The organism is Mycobacterium sp. 050272, from assembly GCF_039023525.1.
GTDB lineage: Bacteria > Actinomycetota > Actinomycetes > Mycobacteriales > Mycobacteriaceae > Mycobacterium.
This window is the reverse complement of the sequence record NZ_JBCHKV010000004.1, coordinates 59,353-73,829: the sequence shown is the minus strand read 5'-3', so window position 1 is coordinate 73,829 and position 14,477 is coordinate 59,353. Positions and strand designations below refer to the sequence as shown.

Here is a 14,477-nt window from a genome sequence, read left to right as displayed (position 1 = left end):
GCGTAGCAAAGCAGAAGTACTCGTACGACGATGCTAGAGCGCGGTATTCATCGTTGCCGGCCCCGCGATGAAGCACGCACATCGACTTAGCCGGGCGTGACGTCCGTCCACGAGCAACTCCGGCGTAAAAGTCACGCTGATGAAAAGAGTCGGACACCGAACGGTAGCCGGCGGATCGGCACGGTCTCATGCCGGCAACATTTCGGCGCGTTCGCCCGCGATCTTGGCCAACTTCGGAGTTTAATGCTCCGGAAAGGGCGACCAGTTTCCCTTTTCTCAATATCGTTACGCGCCGCCACCCTCGAGAAAAGGACGCCGATGGCCCGCACCCTGACGACGAGAGTCGCCGCGGCCGCTCTGCTGTGGGCAACCGCCGCGGCGACATCGGTCGCCTGGGCCGCCGCTGCCCACGCCACCCCGGGCCCGCCCGCGCCGGACGCCGACCACGAGGCGGGCATGTACGGCGACCCGGCAGCTGCCGCTGGCCATTGGCGTCGGCAACACTCCTCGGACTGCGGCGAAGTCGCGGTCGCAGACGTAGTCGGCGAGCTCACGGGTCGCCAGCCCACCGAGTTGCAGATTACCGCGGTCGCCGAAAACACCCTGGGGACAACGGGTTCCAAACCGATATGGGATCCGCCGGGCAACACCGACATCAGGGATCTGCCGCCGCTGCTCTGGCACTACTGGGTCAGGGCCGACAACGTCCAGACAAATATCGCTGCCTTACAACAGAATCTGGCCGACAAGCGCAAGGTGATCGCTCTCGTCAACGCCGAGACAATCTGGAACCACCCGGGCAATCGCGACATCGGGAACCACTTTGTGGTTGTCACCGGCATCGACACCAAGGCCGGCGTGGTGCATCTCAATGACAGCGGCATCGATAGCGGCCGCGACGAGCAGATACCGATCGTCACCTTCGAACGGGCATGGGCGCCCAATCACAACTCGGCGGTCGTGACCCGGTTGTGACCCGTTTGTGGCGAGGGACGCTAAACCTGTTTCAGGACAGGCTTTTCATCGAGTCCGACGCGATCACCGCGGATCCGCGCCGACCGCGGGCAAGACTGCACGACTCGCCGAGCTCGGGCCCATAGGTGGCCGCACCGCACTCGCATTCCCAGCAGACATGCCGGCCGCAGGAGCACGGCACGGTTGCCACGATCATGTGTCCCGGCAACAGCCAGTGACCACGTGCACACCGTTGTGGTGGTCTGTCCATCCATTGCGTGCGCGAGCCATGCGCCAGCTCGTTGACATGAACACTCACGGGCACCACCCTCCCACCGGCGGTGACGCCATGCCAGGGCGATGTGCGAATCGTTATCGTCTCGTTGGCCGTGTCGTTGTCGGCAGGATTCGCACGGGCGTTCAGTTCTTCTCGAGCGTCACCTGGTTGACGTCGATCTGGCCGGTGCGAAACGCATTGGCCCGGCCGGTCAGGTAGTGCAGGTATCGCTCGTAGACCTCTTCGGACTGCATTTCGATGGCTTCGGCCCGATTCGCCTCGAGAGCCTCGGCCCACAGGTCGAGAGTTCTGACGTAATGCGGCTGCAGCGGCTCGCGCTGGGTCAGGGTGAACCCCGCCCCGGCCGCGTGCAGCTCGACGGGGTCGATCGACGGTAGGCCGGTGATCGTGTGCAGGAACATGACGCCGTCATCGGGCAGGACGGTGTAGGCCATCTCGAAGAAATCGTCATAGCGGTCATAGCGGCTCTGCTCGAACGCCCCGATGGACACGATCCGGTCGACGGGCTCGGTGAACTCCTCCCAGCCCTGCAGCAGCACCCACTTGCTGCGCTCGGTGTCCATCTCGTCGAACATCTTCTGGACGTGGGCGGCCTGATCGCTGGACTTTGTCAGGCCTACGACGTTGACGTCGTACTTCTCGATTGCCCGGCGCATCGTGGTGCCCCAGCCACAGGAGATGTCGAGCAGTGTCATGCCGGGCCGCAGATCGAGCTCGGCGAGCGCCAGATCGATCTTGGCCAGTTGGGCCTCTTCCAGCGTCATGTCCTCGCGCTCGAAATATGCGCAACTGTAGGTCTGAGTCCGGTCAAGGAACAGGCGGAAGAAGGCGTCCGACAAGTCGTACCGCGCCTGCACGTCGTCGATGTTCGGGATCAACCCCTGAGTCATGTTGCGTCGCCTTTCCGGACCCAGGGTCCCCCCGCGTGACATCTAAAGTTTGCACATAGATACCCCAGCGCGCGCGTTGCAAACCACATTCAAAGCGAGTTCTCAGCTGTGAGCAGCGCTTTTTGCGCTCGCCGACGCTCGCCGATGAATTCCGGGTAGACGACCGGTCAGACCTTTGAGCCGGAGAAAATCGAGAGCAGAGGTGCATCCCATGTCCCCCAACCACACCGCGTTACCGCCCATTGTCGATGTCCAGACCTGGCGCGCCGAGCTCGATGAACTGCGCAAACGCGAGAAGGCGGCTACCCGTGAACTGGATGCGATCGCCGCGCAGCGGCGCCGGTTGCCGATGGTCGAGTTGCCCGACTACACCCTGATCGGCGCCGACGGGCCGGTCCGCCTCGTCGACGTGTTCGATGGCCGTTCGCAGCTCATCACCTACCACCACATGTGGTCGGACGGCGCTGAATGGCAGTGCGGCGGCTGCACTGGTTTCACGTCGCAGTTCACTCGGCTCGAATTCCTGGACAACTACGACGCCCGGTTCGTCATTGTCACCAACGGCCCGATCGAGGAGGCGCTCGCCTACCGACAGCGGGTCGGCAATCGGATGCAGTGGTACTCGTCGTCGCAGAGCACCTTCGGCGCCGACATGGATGCGCCCCCGGGCGGGGGCTTCGGGGTCAACGTGTTCCTGCGTGACGGCGACACCGTGTATCGCACTTGGCAAACGAACGGGCGGGGCACCGAACAACTCAGCCATTCGTTCGCGCTGATCGATCTCCTGCCGTGGGGCCGCCAGGAGGAATGGCTCGATTCACCGGAGGGTTGGCCGTCGCGGCCCACCTACTCGGGCTGGCTGGACTCCCCTGACATCGCCCGCGCCTATGGTTCTGCTTAGCCGCGCCGTCCGCTGTCGATGACCTTCACCTGCTTGTGCGGATAACGGCGTTGCGCGTATTCCTTCGCCTTGGAGTTCGGCAGCACGTACAGGGTTTCCTTCTTGTCCTGCAACGGTTTGAGCACCAGGTCCATGAAGCTCTTGCGATTGTCCAGGTAGGGCTCGATCACGTCCTCGCCGGCTGGGCACACCGCCAGGCAGTAGGCGGCCTTGTAGTTGGGCTTGAATGACAGGCTCTGCCACATCGACGCGTTCTCGGAATCGGTTACCCGCGAACGAAAATCGGCCGCGTCCGTGCTGTCGGCAACGGTCTGCACCCAATCGGTGAAACCGCCCATGAACTCGCGGTAGTTGTGTGTCGAACACGCCAGCCAATCGAAACTGCCATCCTTGCCGATCGCGCCGACCGGGCATGCCGCGACACACAGCTTGCATTCCAGGCACGGGCTGTAGTCCAAAGGCTGGCCGTAGCTGCTGATCGGGGTGTCCACCAAGATCGTGCCCAGCAGGATGAAATTGCCGAACTTGGGGTGAATCACGTTGCGGTGGATACCCATTACGCCGAGTCCGGCAGCGACGGCGACGGGTTTGTGCGCCACCACCCAGATCCGCCCGGGGTAGTTGTCCATCTCCATCGGAAAGGTCGCCGACGGGTTCAGCACCCGGTGGCCGGCGTCCTGCAGCCGACGCACGATGCGGTAGGCCGCCTCGTTGAGCAACTCGCCGCTGCGGTGAAACTCCTGATTGGCGACACTACGCGCCGTCGAGCGGATGTTGTCGCGGTTCATCTTGATCACCAGCGAGATGTAGCTTCTGGTGCCCGGCAGCGCGGCCTCGACGTGCTCGACCTCCGAGGCCAGGTCGGGGTTCTCGACGCTGGCGAAAGCGACGTCGTCGACGCCGGCCTCCAGACACAGCTCGCGCAGCCAACCCGCGTCGATCACTTCGGGTTTCGGTAACCGGCGCGAACGCACTTTTCGCACGGTGGGATGCTCCGCCAGCCGAGCCGGAAGTTTCTCGCTCATGCTAGGTATAGTACACAATACTCAGCAGGAAGCGGCTCCTCTGCAGGCACAGGACGCGGTGATCGGGACGTCGGCATGCGCGCGCGCCAAGGTCAGTTGCTGCTCGATGATCGCCGCTTCTGCCCAGCGACCAAGACGTCGCAAGCACTCGTGGTACCCGTGCAGGCTCCACACATTGCCCGGATGTTGGCAACATCGGCGCACGGCGGGGTCCAGACCAAGATCGGCCGCATACACACCGGCCGCTTCTTCGACATGGCCCTGCTCCAGCAGCAACGCACCTAAGGCATGGCGGGTCGGCTGCATCCAGCCCCATGGCTCGTCGTACGGCAGGGCGTCGTCGAGTTCCACCGCGCGGCGCAGATGTGCGAATGCCGAATCGAAATGCCGATAGCGGTAAGCGATTTCACCGTCGAGCATGGCGGCGGCGACCGCGAGAATATCACGACTGGTGTTATTGAACAGATACCGCGAACCCGGGATGCGGGCGTAGGCATCGGTGAAGGCTTCCCGCGCGCAATCCGCCTGTGACAGTTGACCGGTGGCCGCATAGGCAACGCCGCGGCCGTAGTAGACCGTGGCCGCCGTGGTGCAGTACAGGTCCCGATCCGCCGGCAACGGCTCGGCTATCAAACCCTCCCAACGGCCGAACCGGATCAAGACGTGCACCCGAAGCGGCACAAAGGCTTCCAGCCAGTCGGCCATCGGCGGCGATTCGATCGACAGCAGCTCCGGGGTGAGTTGCCGGGCGAGTTCGTCGGCGGCCTCCAGCGCCACCTGCGACTGCCCGGAGAACATCGCCGCGTACACCACGAAGTGCTGGTCGTGGGCACGGTAGGCCGAGTAGAAGTTCAGCGCGCCTTGATGTTCGAGGAATTTGCGATCTGCGCGCACAGCCGCCAGGTTCGAGACTACGGCGTTGCGGTAGTCGCCGCACAGTACGTCGATATGGGTTGGCATGTGTTCGAGGTGGCCGGCGTCGGGCGCCAGCCCACGCAGCAGATCGGCGGCGGGCAGCGCCTCCTCCGGGTGCGCGGATAGCTCCATCGTGTGCAGATAGATGTGCAGGATGCCCGGGTGGGCGCGGCCCTCGGGGGTCGACAGGGCGCGCTCCAGGACCTGCTTAGCCTCCAGCACTCGCGAACCCGGGGCCGGCTCACCGGTGCGGGTGTCCCATAGAGCCCAGGCCGTGACGTTGACCAGCGCATCGGCCGTCAGAGCCGCGATGTCGGTGTCGTCCGGGAACACCGACGCCAACCTCGACATCGAGTCCGCGTACGCGGCGTTCCCGTCGGCCAGCGCCGCGGTGTCGGCGACGTCGAGGGCCGGAAAGCGAACGGCCAGGGCGTCGATCAGGCCGCGCTCGGCGGCCGTGGCACGGCCCGCGGCGGCGAGGTGGAGCTCCTCGCGAGCCCGGGCCAGCGACGCGGCCAGATCGACGGGATCGAATGCGTCCCAGGCCTTGTTGTAGTTCGGGCCGACCGAGTACGCGATACCCCATCGCGCGATCGCAAGGTCCGGGTCCAAGGCGAGCGCCCGGTCGAAGCAGCGCACCGCCTCTTCATGGTTGAACGCATAGGCCCACACCATGCCGCGGTTGAACCACAGCTGAGCCGCAGCCGAGGGCGTATCGACGGCCCGGTGGTAGGACCCCAGGTCGTAGTAGGAATCGACGTCGCCGCGTGGGACCGTCACGTCGCCGACGATAGCCCGGACCCGGCCGTACCGCCGTCGTCGCTCCTTATTGGTGCTCGGCGTCGGCCACTGTCAACGGCAACGCCAGATCTTCCAGCGCGCGTTGCTCGGCGGCGATCCCGAGCCACAGCTCGACCAAACCCGCGACCGCCATCACAATGGCCCCGATCAGGAACGACCACAGCACCTGGCCCCGATCCCCCGAGTTGATCAGCTCCCCGAACAGCACCGGGCCGGTGATGCCGCCGATCGCGGTGCCCACCGCGTAGAAGAACGCGATCGCCAGCGCCCGGGTCTCCATCGGGAAGATTTCGCTGACGGTCAGGTAAGCCGCGCTTGCGCCCGCCGAGGCCAGGAAGAACGCGGCCGCCAGCGCGGCGATGAAAGTCCAGACACCGCCGACCTGATCGACGAACAGCACTCCGAGGACGACCGCGATCACCGCGGAACCGATGTAGGTACCGGTGATCATCGGCTTGCGGCCGATGGTGTCGAACAGCCGTCCGAGAATCAACGGGCCGAGGAAATTGCTCATCGCCCACAAGATGAAGAACACCGGCACTTTTCCGGATGGAATGCCGTAGAACCCGCTCAACAGCGTGCCAAGGTTGAACGTGACGCCGTTGTACAGGAACGCTTGGCCGATGAACAGCGCCAGCCCCAGAACCGCACGCTTGGGATAGAGCTTGAACGCCACCCGGGCGATCTCCATGAACGAAATCGCTTGGCGCTGACGGATTCTCAGCGGCTCACCGTCCGGCTCGGGCAGCGGCTCTCCGGTTTCGCGCTGCACGTCTTGTTCGATCTCGCCGACGATCTGCTCGGCTTCCTCATCGCGTCCATGAATGAACAGCCAGCGCGGGCTTTCCGGAATGTTGCGCCGGACCAGCAGGACGAAGATGCCGAAGATGGCTCCGATGCCGAAGGCAAGTCGCCAACCCACGTTGGCGGGGAAGTTCGACGTGTCCAGCAGGACCAGTGCGCCGGCGGCGCCGGCGGCCGAACCCAGCCAGTAGGTGCCGTTGATGATCAGGTCGACGCGTCCGCGCACCCGGGCCGGAATCAACTCGTCGATCGCCGAGTTGATCGCCGCGTATTCGCCCCCTATCCCGGCGCCCGTGAAAAAGCGGGTGATGAAGAAGTACCACGGCGCAAATGCGAATGCGGTCGCGACGGTGGAGACAAGGTAGACCGCCAGGGTCAGGATGAACAGATTGCGGCGTCCGAACCGGTCGGTCAGATGACCGAAGAACAAGGCGCCCAAGCATGCCCCGGTGATGTAGATCGCCGCCGCGTAGCCGATCTGCGCCGGGTTGAGCTCGATGCCGCTGCCCTTTTCGGTGAGCCGGGCCGAGACGTTGCCCACCATCGTGACCTCGAGCCCATCGAGGATCCATACCCCGCCGAGCCCCACCACGACGCGCCAGTGAAACCGCGACCACGGCAGCCGGTCCAGTCGCGCCGGAACATGCGTCGTGATGGTTTTCGTTTGCGCGCCTGGGCTCATCCTGTCTCCGTTCTCGGTGGATAGAGAGATACCCGCCACCGCGCGTCGCAAGCCGCAGAAATCCAGCTCTCGGATCAGCCGCCCGCGAGGGAGAAAATGCCAAAACGGATGGGCCGCGCGCAGCCTGGCATCCTGGCGGACCCTACCAGCCGGGTCAGTTCACGCCGATCGTCGCGGTTCGGCGTATGCCACCTGCCGCGGGCAGGTCCGGCTCAGGCCGAGGGGTGAGCGTGGGCGACCACCGGAGGAAATTCGGGTCGCAGCGCGGTGTGCGGATCATCAAGCTCGATGCGTGCCCACTGGTGGGACGAGAAGTACCACGTCCACTTGCCCGTGGAAGGCCCGATCTTGAGCACCGCGCCATCGGTGTCGAAATGGAGTTCGTCACCGTACGTAATTTCGGTGCCATCTGCCCAGGTCACTGTGAAAGCCATGGGGGCACGCTACCCGGTTGACATATCCAATACCTGTACAAATGCCGACAACTTATTTCGTCCGGGCGCGATCCCGACTCAACATTCTTGGGGCTCGCGGCGCGTCAATGGGTGCGGATTCGGCCGCAGCATCGTGATGACGGCGTCGACCATTTCCGGGTCGCCGTCGGGAGTCGGTAGATCGGGTCCCGGGCATCGTCCCCAAATCAATAGGGTCCGTGCTGCAGGGTGACATTCGACGACGGGATGCAAATGGTCTGCAGAGCCGAGTCCAATTATTGTCACCGGACCACCGGTAACCGTGATATCCGAAGCACCCACCGAGCGCAGGATGACCGAGGCACATTCACCGCCGCGGGGCGGAAACACGTTTGGCTGCATGGCGGCGACCGTTGTCGCTGCATGGACGCCGATTCGTGCGTCGCTCAGCGCCCGGATACTGGTTTCGTCGCTGCCGACGATGTCCCACCGATGAAGTATCAACTCACTTTCGATGTGCAACGTCAGCGCCCGTGCGTCCAGCAAAGCACCCGTGAATGCCACACTGCGCCCCTTGCACTGCCGCAGCCGCTCCACGGCAACCGTCGCGGTAAGTGCTTCCTCAAAGAACTTGCGATGCAATTGCTTTGGAGCGAGTGCCCGGTATGGCGCCTCACGCTCTTCGAAGTCGCGGGTGGGGCGAGAAGCGGCCCCGGAGAGCTCAAGCGCAACGAGGTCGGCGATTTCAGCAGACCCAGCGGCGAGGTGCGCGGTCAGCTCGTGGACGGTCCATCCGGCACACCGCGTGGGTGCACCCGGATCGGCCGCGAGCATGGCCTGCACGAACGCGATGAACGCCCCCTGCGCGGGGGTGTTCGCAAACCGCAGCAGCCCGGGGCCGCCGGGAATGTCAGCAAGCACGCGAGCGAAACCGGCGCGAACGCGCGGCCGCCCAAGAATGGAGGTCAAGATTCTGTTCACAGGTGCCACAAGATCATGCTCAGATGCCCACATGCTGGCGCTTTTGCGACATCAAAGTGGTTGCCATCAGTGCGCGGACCAGTCCCCGAGCGCATACTATTGCCGAAATCAGCGCGGCGACACGACCGGTGAATGTTAGTGTTGGCGACCGCTAGTGGAGCCGTGTGGGTAGCTGCGGCCTGTTCGCTCGGAGGTGGGCATGGAACCATTGTTCCTGCCCGGGCCACCGCCAAACGCCGCGCGATCGCCCCGGTTCGGCGATGCCGAATATCTCGAACGCATGGAGCGCCTGCTGCAGGCCGTCCAAGACCTCTCGTTGGCGCGCAGCCAGGCCGACATCCAGCGGCTCGTCTCGTCATCGGCGCGCGAACTCACCGGCTGTGACGGCGCCACATTGGTACTGCGCGATAACGGCAAGTGCTTTTACGCCGAAGAGAACGCGATCGGCCCGCTGTGGAAGGGCCTGCGCTTTCCGATGACGTCTTGCATCAGCGGGTGGGCGATGCTCAATCGCGATGCGGCGATCATCCCGGACATCTATTCCGACTCGCGCATCCCGCACGACCTCTACCGCCCCACGTTCGTCAAGAGCCTGGTGATGGTTCCGATCCGCCGGCGCGACCCGATCGGCGCGATCGGCAATTACTGGGCCGAAGAACATCAGCCGACCGAGCAAGAGGTCCGCTTACTGCAGGCCCTGGCCGATTCGATCTCGATCGCCATGGAGAACATCCAGGTCTACTCCGAACTGGAACAGCGGGTGCGCGACCGCACCGCCGCGCTCGAGCAGGCCAACGAGGAGATTCGCCAACTCTCGGTGACCGACGAAATGACCGGGCTCACCAACCGTCGTGGTTTCTACCTGTTGGCCGAGCAAAAGCTGCGCGGGGCGCACTACCTCGGCCACAACAGCGTGCTCGCGTTCCTCGACGTCGACGGGCTCAAACGAGTCAACGACGAACACGGCCATGAGGTCGGCGACATGCTGATCAAAGATGTCGCCGACGTGCTGGGCGCAACACTGTGCGAGTCCGACATCCTGGCCCGCTTGGGCGGTGACGAGTTCTGCATCATGGTCACCGAAAGCGCAAGCGACACCTCGACGCTGCGGGACCGGGTGTCCCAGGCATTTCGGGCCTTCAATGAGACGAGCGGACGGCCCTATCTTCTTTCGGCCAGCGTCGGCCTGGTGCGCGCGTTCGCTGACGGGCCCACCACCACCGTGGACGCGTTGCTCACCCAGGCCGACGAGTTGATGTACGAGGAGAAGAAGTCCAACGCGAACTCGCGGGGGCGGGCCGAGCAGGTCTGATCCGGCGCTAACTTTGCTTGGCCCCGAACGGGATTCGGCTAAGCTACCCGGCACCCTTGCCATTGTCGACACGGTAGACGGCGCCATGAACGGCCGTCGCGGCGTCGCTGGCCAGGAACGCGATCACATTCGCGACGTCGAGGGGCGCCATCATGCCCCGTGGCGAGGCCGTGCGCATGATCAGGTCGTAGTTCGGATTTTCTGGCGCACTGAACTGTTCGATCTGCGGGGTGAGCATGCCGCCCGGGCATACCGCGTTGACGCGCAGGCGGTCCGCGGTGTACTCCACCGCCAATGCCCGGGTCAACCCGATGAGTCCATGCTTGGCCGCGCAGTAGCCGGCCGAATAGGCCTGCCCTTCGACACCGGCAATGGACGCGACGTTGACGATGTTGCCGCCCCGTTCCAGCAGCTGAGGCAGCGCGGCCCGGCACAGATAGAACGGACCGTTCAGATTGACCGCGAGGTCCTCGGCCCAGTTGTCGTCGGTCATCGACTCCGTCCGGCGCATCTGGTGCTTGCCGGCGATGTTGATCAGGACGTCGAGACCGCCGAACTCGCGGACACACTGTTCGACGGCTTCCTTGCAGGTCTGCGCCGAGCCGACGTCCACCGATGCGTAAGAACCACGCTCGATGTCTGCGAAAACCTCGGCCAAGCGTGCTTTATCCCGGGCTATGCCGAAAATCGTCGCGCCCTGACGGGAAAGCAGCTTGGCTGTTTCGGCGCCCAGGCCCGACGATGCGCCGGTGACGAACGCGACCTTGCCCTGCAGTGTTGTCATGACGACTAGCAAATCAACTCTCGCGGTGGCGCATCCCAGCAGGGGTTCCAAGCCCCGTCACACCAGCCGTGCGCGCCTCAACACCAGGGCAACACCCCAGCGCAGAAGTTCAACCGGCTCAACCGATTTCAGATCTACGGGACGCAATGGACGGTGGGTCCGGGCGGTCTGCCGGATGCGCCGGGCAGCCACCAGCACCACGAAACTCAGCGCGAGCCTGCCTATCGCGACCCGACTGGTGCGCTGTCTCCAGCTCGGTCGCGACGGGCTGGCGCGACGCCCCATGTAATAGCCGACGCATGTCGCGGCCGCAAGCGCACACACCAGCACCAGAACCGCCATGGTGACGAGCGTCCACTGTCGCCGTCGCGATCAGGTCACGCGCGAGATACACCTAGGCCAACAAGGATCAGCCTCCCAGCGCGGGCAGTGGCTCGGTAGCATCCAAGACGATGAATTGGGCGGGCTGCATCGAGGAGAGCACGCAATGCCGGTGAGCGTCGCCGAGACGGGCCGGCCGCTTTCCGTCGCGATGAAGGAAGGCTCGGCCGAAGAGCACGCCCGGGCGGAGCAGTCGCCGTTCGTGACCGAGTTGCTGGCGGGACGGGTCAACAATCACGGCTACGCCGATTATCTGCTCCGCCTGCGCGTGGTTTATGCCGCTTTGGAGGAAGCCGTCCGCAGCCGTCGCGACGATCCGATGGTGGCCGCGGTATACGATCCGATGTTGGAACGCCTGCCGGCCATCGAGGCAGACCTCGAACACTGGAACCCCAACGGCGGCAACGAGATCCAATCGCCTGCCGCCCAGGCCTACCGCGACCGAATTCAGGGAGCCTCGTGGGGCGGGGCGCTGGTAGCCCACCACTACACCCGCTATCTCGGGGACCTCTCCGGCGGCCAGGCGATCGGTAAGATTCTTGACCGCACGTTTTCACTCGGGGGTGCCGGGCTGGCGATGTATCGATTCCCGATGCGGCCCAAGCCTTTCAAAGATCGCTATCGGGCTCGCATTGACGCGCTGCGCCTCGGTCCCGACGCGGTTCGTCGTGCAGTCGAGGAAGTCAAGGTCGCGTTCGGCCTCAATCAGGCGGTGTTCGACGAACTGTCGGACAACCTGCCGGCGTATCAGCAGTAGTCACCGCGAAAGTTCAGGGGCGCCGGAGGGCGACGACCGTGACGTCGTCGTCGATATTGCCCGAGTCCATCGCGGTCCAGATCCTGGATGCCGGGGCATCGGCCGCGCGGCTCAAGGTCTGGGCCAGGCGGTCCAGACCTTCGTCGATCACCTCGCCTCGCCGTTCCACCAGGCCGTCGGAGTACATGACCAACCCGTTGCCGGGCTCGACGGTGAATTCGCTCGGTACATATGTCACGCCCCGGATGCCGATCGGCGGCGAAAGTTCGATCGGCGCAAGGACTGTCGACGGGTGGGTCAGGTACGGGATCAGGTGGCCCGCACACGCAGCCTGCACCAAGCCCGAGCCGAGGTCGACCCGCACGGCGATGACGGTGGCGAAGGCGCCGGGCAGCATGTGCACACAAAATTCGTTGAGCTGGGTGAGCGCCTCGGCCGGTGTCGCCCCGGCGAACAATTGCGCCCGCAACGCGTTGCGCAACTGCGCCATCGTGCCGGCCGCGGTGATGCCGTGCCCGGCAACGTCACCGATCAGCAGGATCAAGCGGCCGTCGCGCAGCTCGAATGCGTCGTACCAGTCCCCGCCCACGTTACCGCCCGCAGCTGGCTCGTAATACGCTGACAGCCGCCAACTTTCGAGCTCGGGTATCGACTCGGGCAGCAGGCTGCGCTGCACCATCTCGGCCATGCGCAGCGCGCCCCGGGTGCGACGGTACAGCGACTCCACCAGGTGGCGTCGCAACGACTCAGCGGACTCGCACTCACTGGGCGTCCACGGTTCGCTGCGTTGATGGACGATCTCGCGCCACCGGTCGAACGACTTGCGCGGGCTGAGCCGCACGCCGTCGCCCTCGCCGACCGCGATGGTCTTGTTGTGCGGGTCGCCGCCCCAGTCGACCGAGCGCAGCACCTCGCGGCGGAACCAGACGGCGTACTGGCCGTCGGGCAGGTTGATCACGAGCGCGCCGGCAGCCGACTGCGGGTCGAGGTCGAGGTCGGGCAGCTCGCCCGACAGGCATTCGCTGCTGGCGATCTCGTCGTCGGCACCGCGTGCCCAGTTGATGACCGCGGCCACCACCCGCGGCGGCGGAACCGACCCTCGGGTCTGGTGATCGCCCTGGATGTTGACCACGACGCCTTCGGCCGGCACCAGGTCGAGCAGGTCAGGCGCCCCGAGCAACGCCGCCGTCAGCGATTCGCGGTCGTCGAGCGTGGCGGCGGTCAGCTTGCCCAGCACCGCTTGGGCGGCCAGTCGCTGATGCAGCTGTTCGTCCTCGAACCGGTCGACAAGTCGCAACGACAGGGTCGAGCCGAGGAACTCCGCAGCCGCCCGAGTGCCGAACGGCGGCAGATGAGGACCGGCGTAGTGATGGCAGGCGATGAGCCCCCACAGCCGCCCCCGGCGCAACAGCGAGATCGACATCGACGCGTGCACGCCCATGTTCTGCAGGTACTCGACGTGGATGGGCGAGACGCTGCGCAGCGTCGCATAGGTGAGGTCCAGCGGCGTGCCGCTCTCCGGGTCGACACCGGGCAGCAGCGGCGTCGGCGCGTAGTCGACGTCGGAGATGAGCCGGATCCAGTTCTTCTCGTAGAGCGCGCGTGCCTGCGCCGGGATGTCAGTCGACGGATAGTGCAGTCCCAGAAAGGAATTGAGTTCGTCGCGTTTCGATTCCGCGACGACCTCGCCGTTGTACTCCTCGTCGTAGCGGTACACCATCACCCGGTCGAAGCCGGTCAGATCGCGGACGGCCCGCGCGGCGGTGGCGTACAGCTCGGTCAGGGTGGAAGCCCGGTTCAGCTCCTCCACCGCACCGCGTACCGCCTGATAGGTGTTCGGGAAGGAGAACGGCCGCTCGCCATAGGCGATCTCGAGCTCCACCAACAGCACCCCGCCCGGCTCGCGATGCAGGATGGCGTCGAATGCTCGCCGCTGCCCGGCCACGTCGATCACGCACTCGAGCGGGTTGTGCTGGCGCAGGCTGCCGTAGCTGGAAGCCACCTGCTCGATGCGGCCGGCCTGTTGGTGGCCGACCAGGGCCGACAGATGCCGGCCGAGCACAGCCTCGGCGGGACGACCGAGCAGCTCGCTGACATTGGCGCTGACCTGACGCACCTCGAAGGCCGGCTCGCGGACCACCGCGAGCACCCCGCGCGGCTGGATGCTGCCCGGGATATGGATCGGCTCGCGAGCACAGTTTTCGAGGTCGATGGGTGTACCCACGGGGACGAGATCGTCGATCTGCCGGCCCTCCCCTGGCAGTCGCGGAATCCGCACCTCGTTCGTCACGAGGGCGAGATGCTCAGCGTCTCGTTGAGCACGCAATCTCCCGCAAAAGCATCTTTTTGTACTTCGGCAAAGAGGGCGACGGCCCGACCGTCTTCAACCAGGTTAGCGAAACTAACGTCGTGGTCAGCCAGCTGCTGCCGAGTGTCGGGCGCCCGGCGATGAACCTTGGCAGCCATCGGTTCCTCAGCCAGGTACGGCCGGAGCAAACGCGCAAACAACGACGGCAGGCCTCCGTACAGCTCCATGCCTGTCAGTACGCACCCCGGCAAACGTGTAGGCGGCTGTAAGT

Annotated in this window: 15 protein-coding genes; 4 read left to right on the top strand and 11 right to left on the bottom strand. The window is 65.0% G+C overall.

What is annotated here, in order from left to right; all coding sequences use genetic code 11:
- Window positions 1-318: 318 nt before the first annotated feature.
- Window positions 319-975, top strand: a complete 657-nt coding sequence (locus AAHS21_RS10305) for a hypothetical protein (protein ID WP_342927579.1) — start codon at window positions 319-321, stop codon at window positions 973-975.
- A 31-nt stretch (window positions 976-1,006) separates the two neighbouring features.
- Here the strand turns inward: AAHS21_RS10305 and AAHS21_RS10300 are convergent, their stop codons facing one another.
- Window positions 1,007-1,273, bottom strand: a complete 267-nt coding sequence (locus AAHS21_RS10300; RefSeq protein WP_342927578.1) for a hypothetical protein — start codon at window positions 1,271-1,273, stop codon at window positions 1,007-1,009.
- Window positions 1,274-1,374: 101 nt separating this feature from the next.
- Window positions 1,375-2,142 (bottom strand): class I SAM-dependent methyltransferase, encoded by a 768-nt coding sequence (locus tag AAHS21_RS10295; protein ID WP_342927577.1) that lies wholly within the window; start codon window positions 2,140-2,142, stop codon window positions 1,375-1,377.
- A gap of 211 nt (window positions 2,143-2,353) precedes the next feature.
- Here AAHS21_RS10295 and AAHS21_RS10290 point away from each other — a divergent pair, with 211 nt between their 5' ends.
- Entirely contained in the window at window positions 2,354-3,043 is a 690-nt protein-coding gene (locus AAHS21_RS10290) for a DUF899 family protein (RefSeq protein ID WP_342927576.1), read from the top strand.
- Here AAHS21_RS10290 and AAHS21_RS10285 read toward each other — a convergent pair.
- From AAHS21_RS10285 to AAHS21_RS10265, 5 genes are all read right to left on the bottom strand, one after another.
- Window positions 3,040-4,068, bottom strand: a complete 1,029-nt coding sequence (locus AAHS21_RS10285) for a 4Fe-4S binding protein (protein ID WP_342927575.1) — start codon at window positions 4,066-4,068, stop codon at window positions 3,040-3,042. The genes AAHS21_RS10290 and AAHS21_RS10285 overlap by 4 nt on opposite strands.
- 21 nt (window positions 4,069-4,089) lie before the next feature.
- The gene (locus AAHS21_RS10280) at window positions 4,090-5,763 is read right to left on the bottom strand and encodes a tetratricopeptide repeat protein (RefSeq protein ID WP_342927574.1); all 1,674 of its coding nucleotides are present in this window, start codon (window positions 5,761-5,763) and stop codon (window positions 4,090-4,092) included.
- A gap of 46 nt (window positions 5,764-5,809) precedes the next feature.
- The gene (locus tag AAHS21_RS10275; protein WP_342927573.1) at window positions 5,810-7,270 is read right to left on the bottom strand and encodes an MFS transporter; all 1,461 of its coding nucleotides are present in this window, start codon (window positions 7,268-7,270) and stop codon (window positions 5,810-5,812) included.
- Window positions 7,271-7,482: 212 nt separating this feature from the next.
- Window positions 7,483-7,704, bottom strand: coding sequence for a hypothetical protein (locus tag AAHS21_RS10270; RefSeq protein ID WP_096287497.1), 222 nt, complete (start codon window positions 7,702-7,704; stop codon window positions 7,483-7,485).
- A gap of 78 nt (window positions 7,705-7,782) precedes the next feature.
- Window positions 7,783-8,604, bottom strand: coding sequence for a maleylpyruvate isomerase N-terminal domain-containing protein (locus AAHS21_RS10265; RefSeq protein ID WP_342927572.1), 822 nt, complete (start codon window positions 8,602-8,604; stop codon window positions 7,783-7,785).
- 259 nt (window positions 8,605-8,863) lie between these two features.
- Between AAHS21_RS10265 and AAHS21_RS10260 the strand changes: the two genes are divergently transcribed.
- The gene (locus AAHS21_RS10260) at window positions 8,864-9,976 is read left to right on the top strand and encodes a sensor domain-containing diguanylate cyclase (protein ID WP_342927571.1); all 1,113 of its coding nucleotides are present in this window, start codon (window positions 8,864-8,866) and stop codon (window positions 9,974-9,976) included.
- A gap of 43 nt (window positions 9,977-10,019) precedes the next feature.
- On the opposite strand, the gene AAHS21_RS10255 is transcribed toward AAHS21_RS10260, so the two are convergent.
- Window positions 10,020-10,760: an SDR family oxidoreductase gene (locus tag AAHS21_RS10255; RefSeq protein WP_342927570.1), complete on the bottom strand. Its 741-nt coding sequence runs from the start codon at window positions 10,758-10,760 to the stop codon at window positions 10,020-10,022.
- A gap of 57 nt (window positions 10,761-10,817) precedes the next feature.
- The gene (locus AAHS21_RS10250) at window positions 10,818-11,102 is read right to left on the bottom strand and encodes a hypothetical protein (protein ID WP_342927569.1); all 285 of its coding nucleotides are present in this window, start codon (window positions 11,100-11,102) and stop codon (window positions 10,818-10,820) included.
- A 145-nt stretch (window positions 11,103-11,247) separates the two neighbouring features.
- On the opposite strand from AAHS21_RS10250, the gene AAHS21_RS10245 reads away from it, so the two are divergent.
- Entirely contained in the window at window positions 11,248-11,898 is a 651-nt protein-coding gene (locus AAHS21_RS10245; protein ID WP_342927568.1) for a biliverdin-producing heme oxygenase, read from the top strand.
- 13 nt (window positions 11,899-11,911) lie between these two features.
- Here AAHS21_RS10245 and AAHS21_RS10240 read toward each other — a convergent pair whose 3' ends face one another.
- Together AAHS21_RS10240 and AAHS21_RS10235 are read right to left on the bottom strand one after the other, a co-directional pair.
- Window positions 11,912-14,188: a SpoIIE family protein phosphatase gene (locus tag AAHS21_RS10240; RefSeq protein ID WP_342927567.1), complete on the bottom strand. Its 2,277-nt coding sequence runs from the start codon at window positions 14,186-14,188 to the stop codon at window positions 11,912-11,914.
- Window positions 14,185-14,433 carry a hypothetical protein gene (locus AAHS21_RS10235; RefSeq protein WP_342927566.1) on the bottom strand — a complete coding sequence of 83 codons (249 nt, stop codon included), beginning with the start codon at window positions 14,431-14,433 and terminating at the stop codon, window positions 14,185-14,187. The genes AAHS21_RS10240 and AAHS21_RS10235 overlap by 4 nt, the downstream gene beginning before the upstream one ends.
- Window positions 14,434-14,477 lie beyond the last annotated feature (44 nt).

Bases quoted from the DNA above. Each gene is read 5' to 3' on its own strand.
- AAHS21_RS10305 (WP_342927579.1), top strand. From the start codon at position 319: ATGGCCCGCACCCTGACGACGAGAGTCGCCGCGGCCGCTCTGCTGTGG.
- AAHS21_RS10295 (WP_342927577.1), bottom strand. From the start codon at position 2,142: ATGACTCAGGGGTTGATCCCGAACATCGACGACGTGCAGGCGCGGTAC.
- AAHS21_RS10290 (WP_342927576.1), top strand. From the start codon at position 2,354: ATGTCCCCCAACCACACCGCGTTACCGCCCATTGTCGATGTCCAGACC.
- AAHS21_RS10285 (WP_342927575.1), bottom strand. From the start codon at position 4,068: ATGAGCGAGAAACTTCCGGCTCGGCTGGCGGAGCATCCCACCGTGCGA.
- AAHS21_RS10275 (WP_342927573.1), bottom strand. From the start codon at position 7,270: ATGAGCCCAGGCGCGCAAACGAAAACCATCACGACGCATGTTCCGGCG.
- AAHS21_RS10270 (WP_096287497.1), bottom strand. From the start codon at position 7,704: ATGGCTTTCACAGTGACCTGGGCAGATGGCACCGAAATTACGTACGGT.
- AAHS21_RS10260 (WP_342927571.1), top strand. From the start codon at position 8,864: ATGGAACCATTGTTCCTGCCCGGGCCACCGCCAAACGCCGCGCGATCG.
- AAHS21_RS10255 (WP_342927570.1), bottom strand. From the start codon at position 10,760: ATGACAACACTGCAGGGCAAGGTCGCGTTCGTCACCGGCGCATCGTCG.
- AAHS21_RS10250 (WP_342927569.1), bottom strand. From the start codon at position 11,102: ATGGCGGTTCTGGTGCTGGTGTGTGCGCTTGCGGCCGCGACATGCGTC.
- AAHS21_RS10245 (WP_342927568.1), top strand. From the start codon at position 11,248: ATGCCGGTGAGCGTCGCCGAGACGGGCCGGCCGCTTTCCGTCGCGATG.
- AAHS21_RS10235 (WP_342927566.1), bottom strand. From the start codon at position 14,433: ATGGAGCTGTACGGAGGCCTGCCGTCGTTGTTTGCGCGTTTGCTCCGG.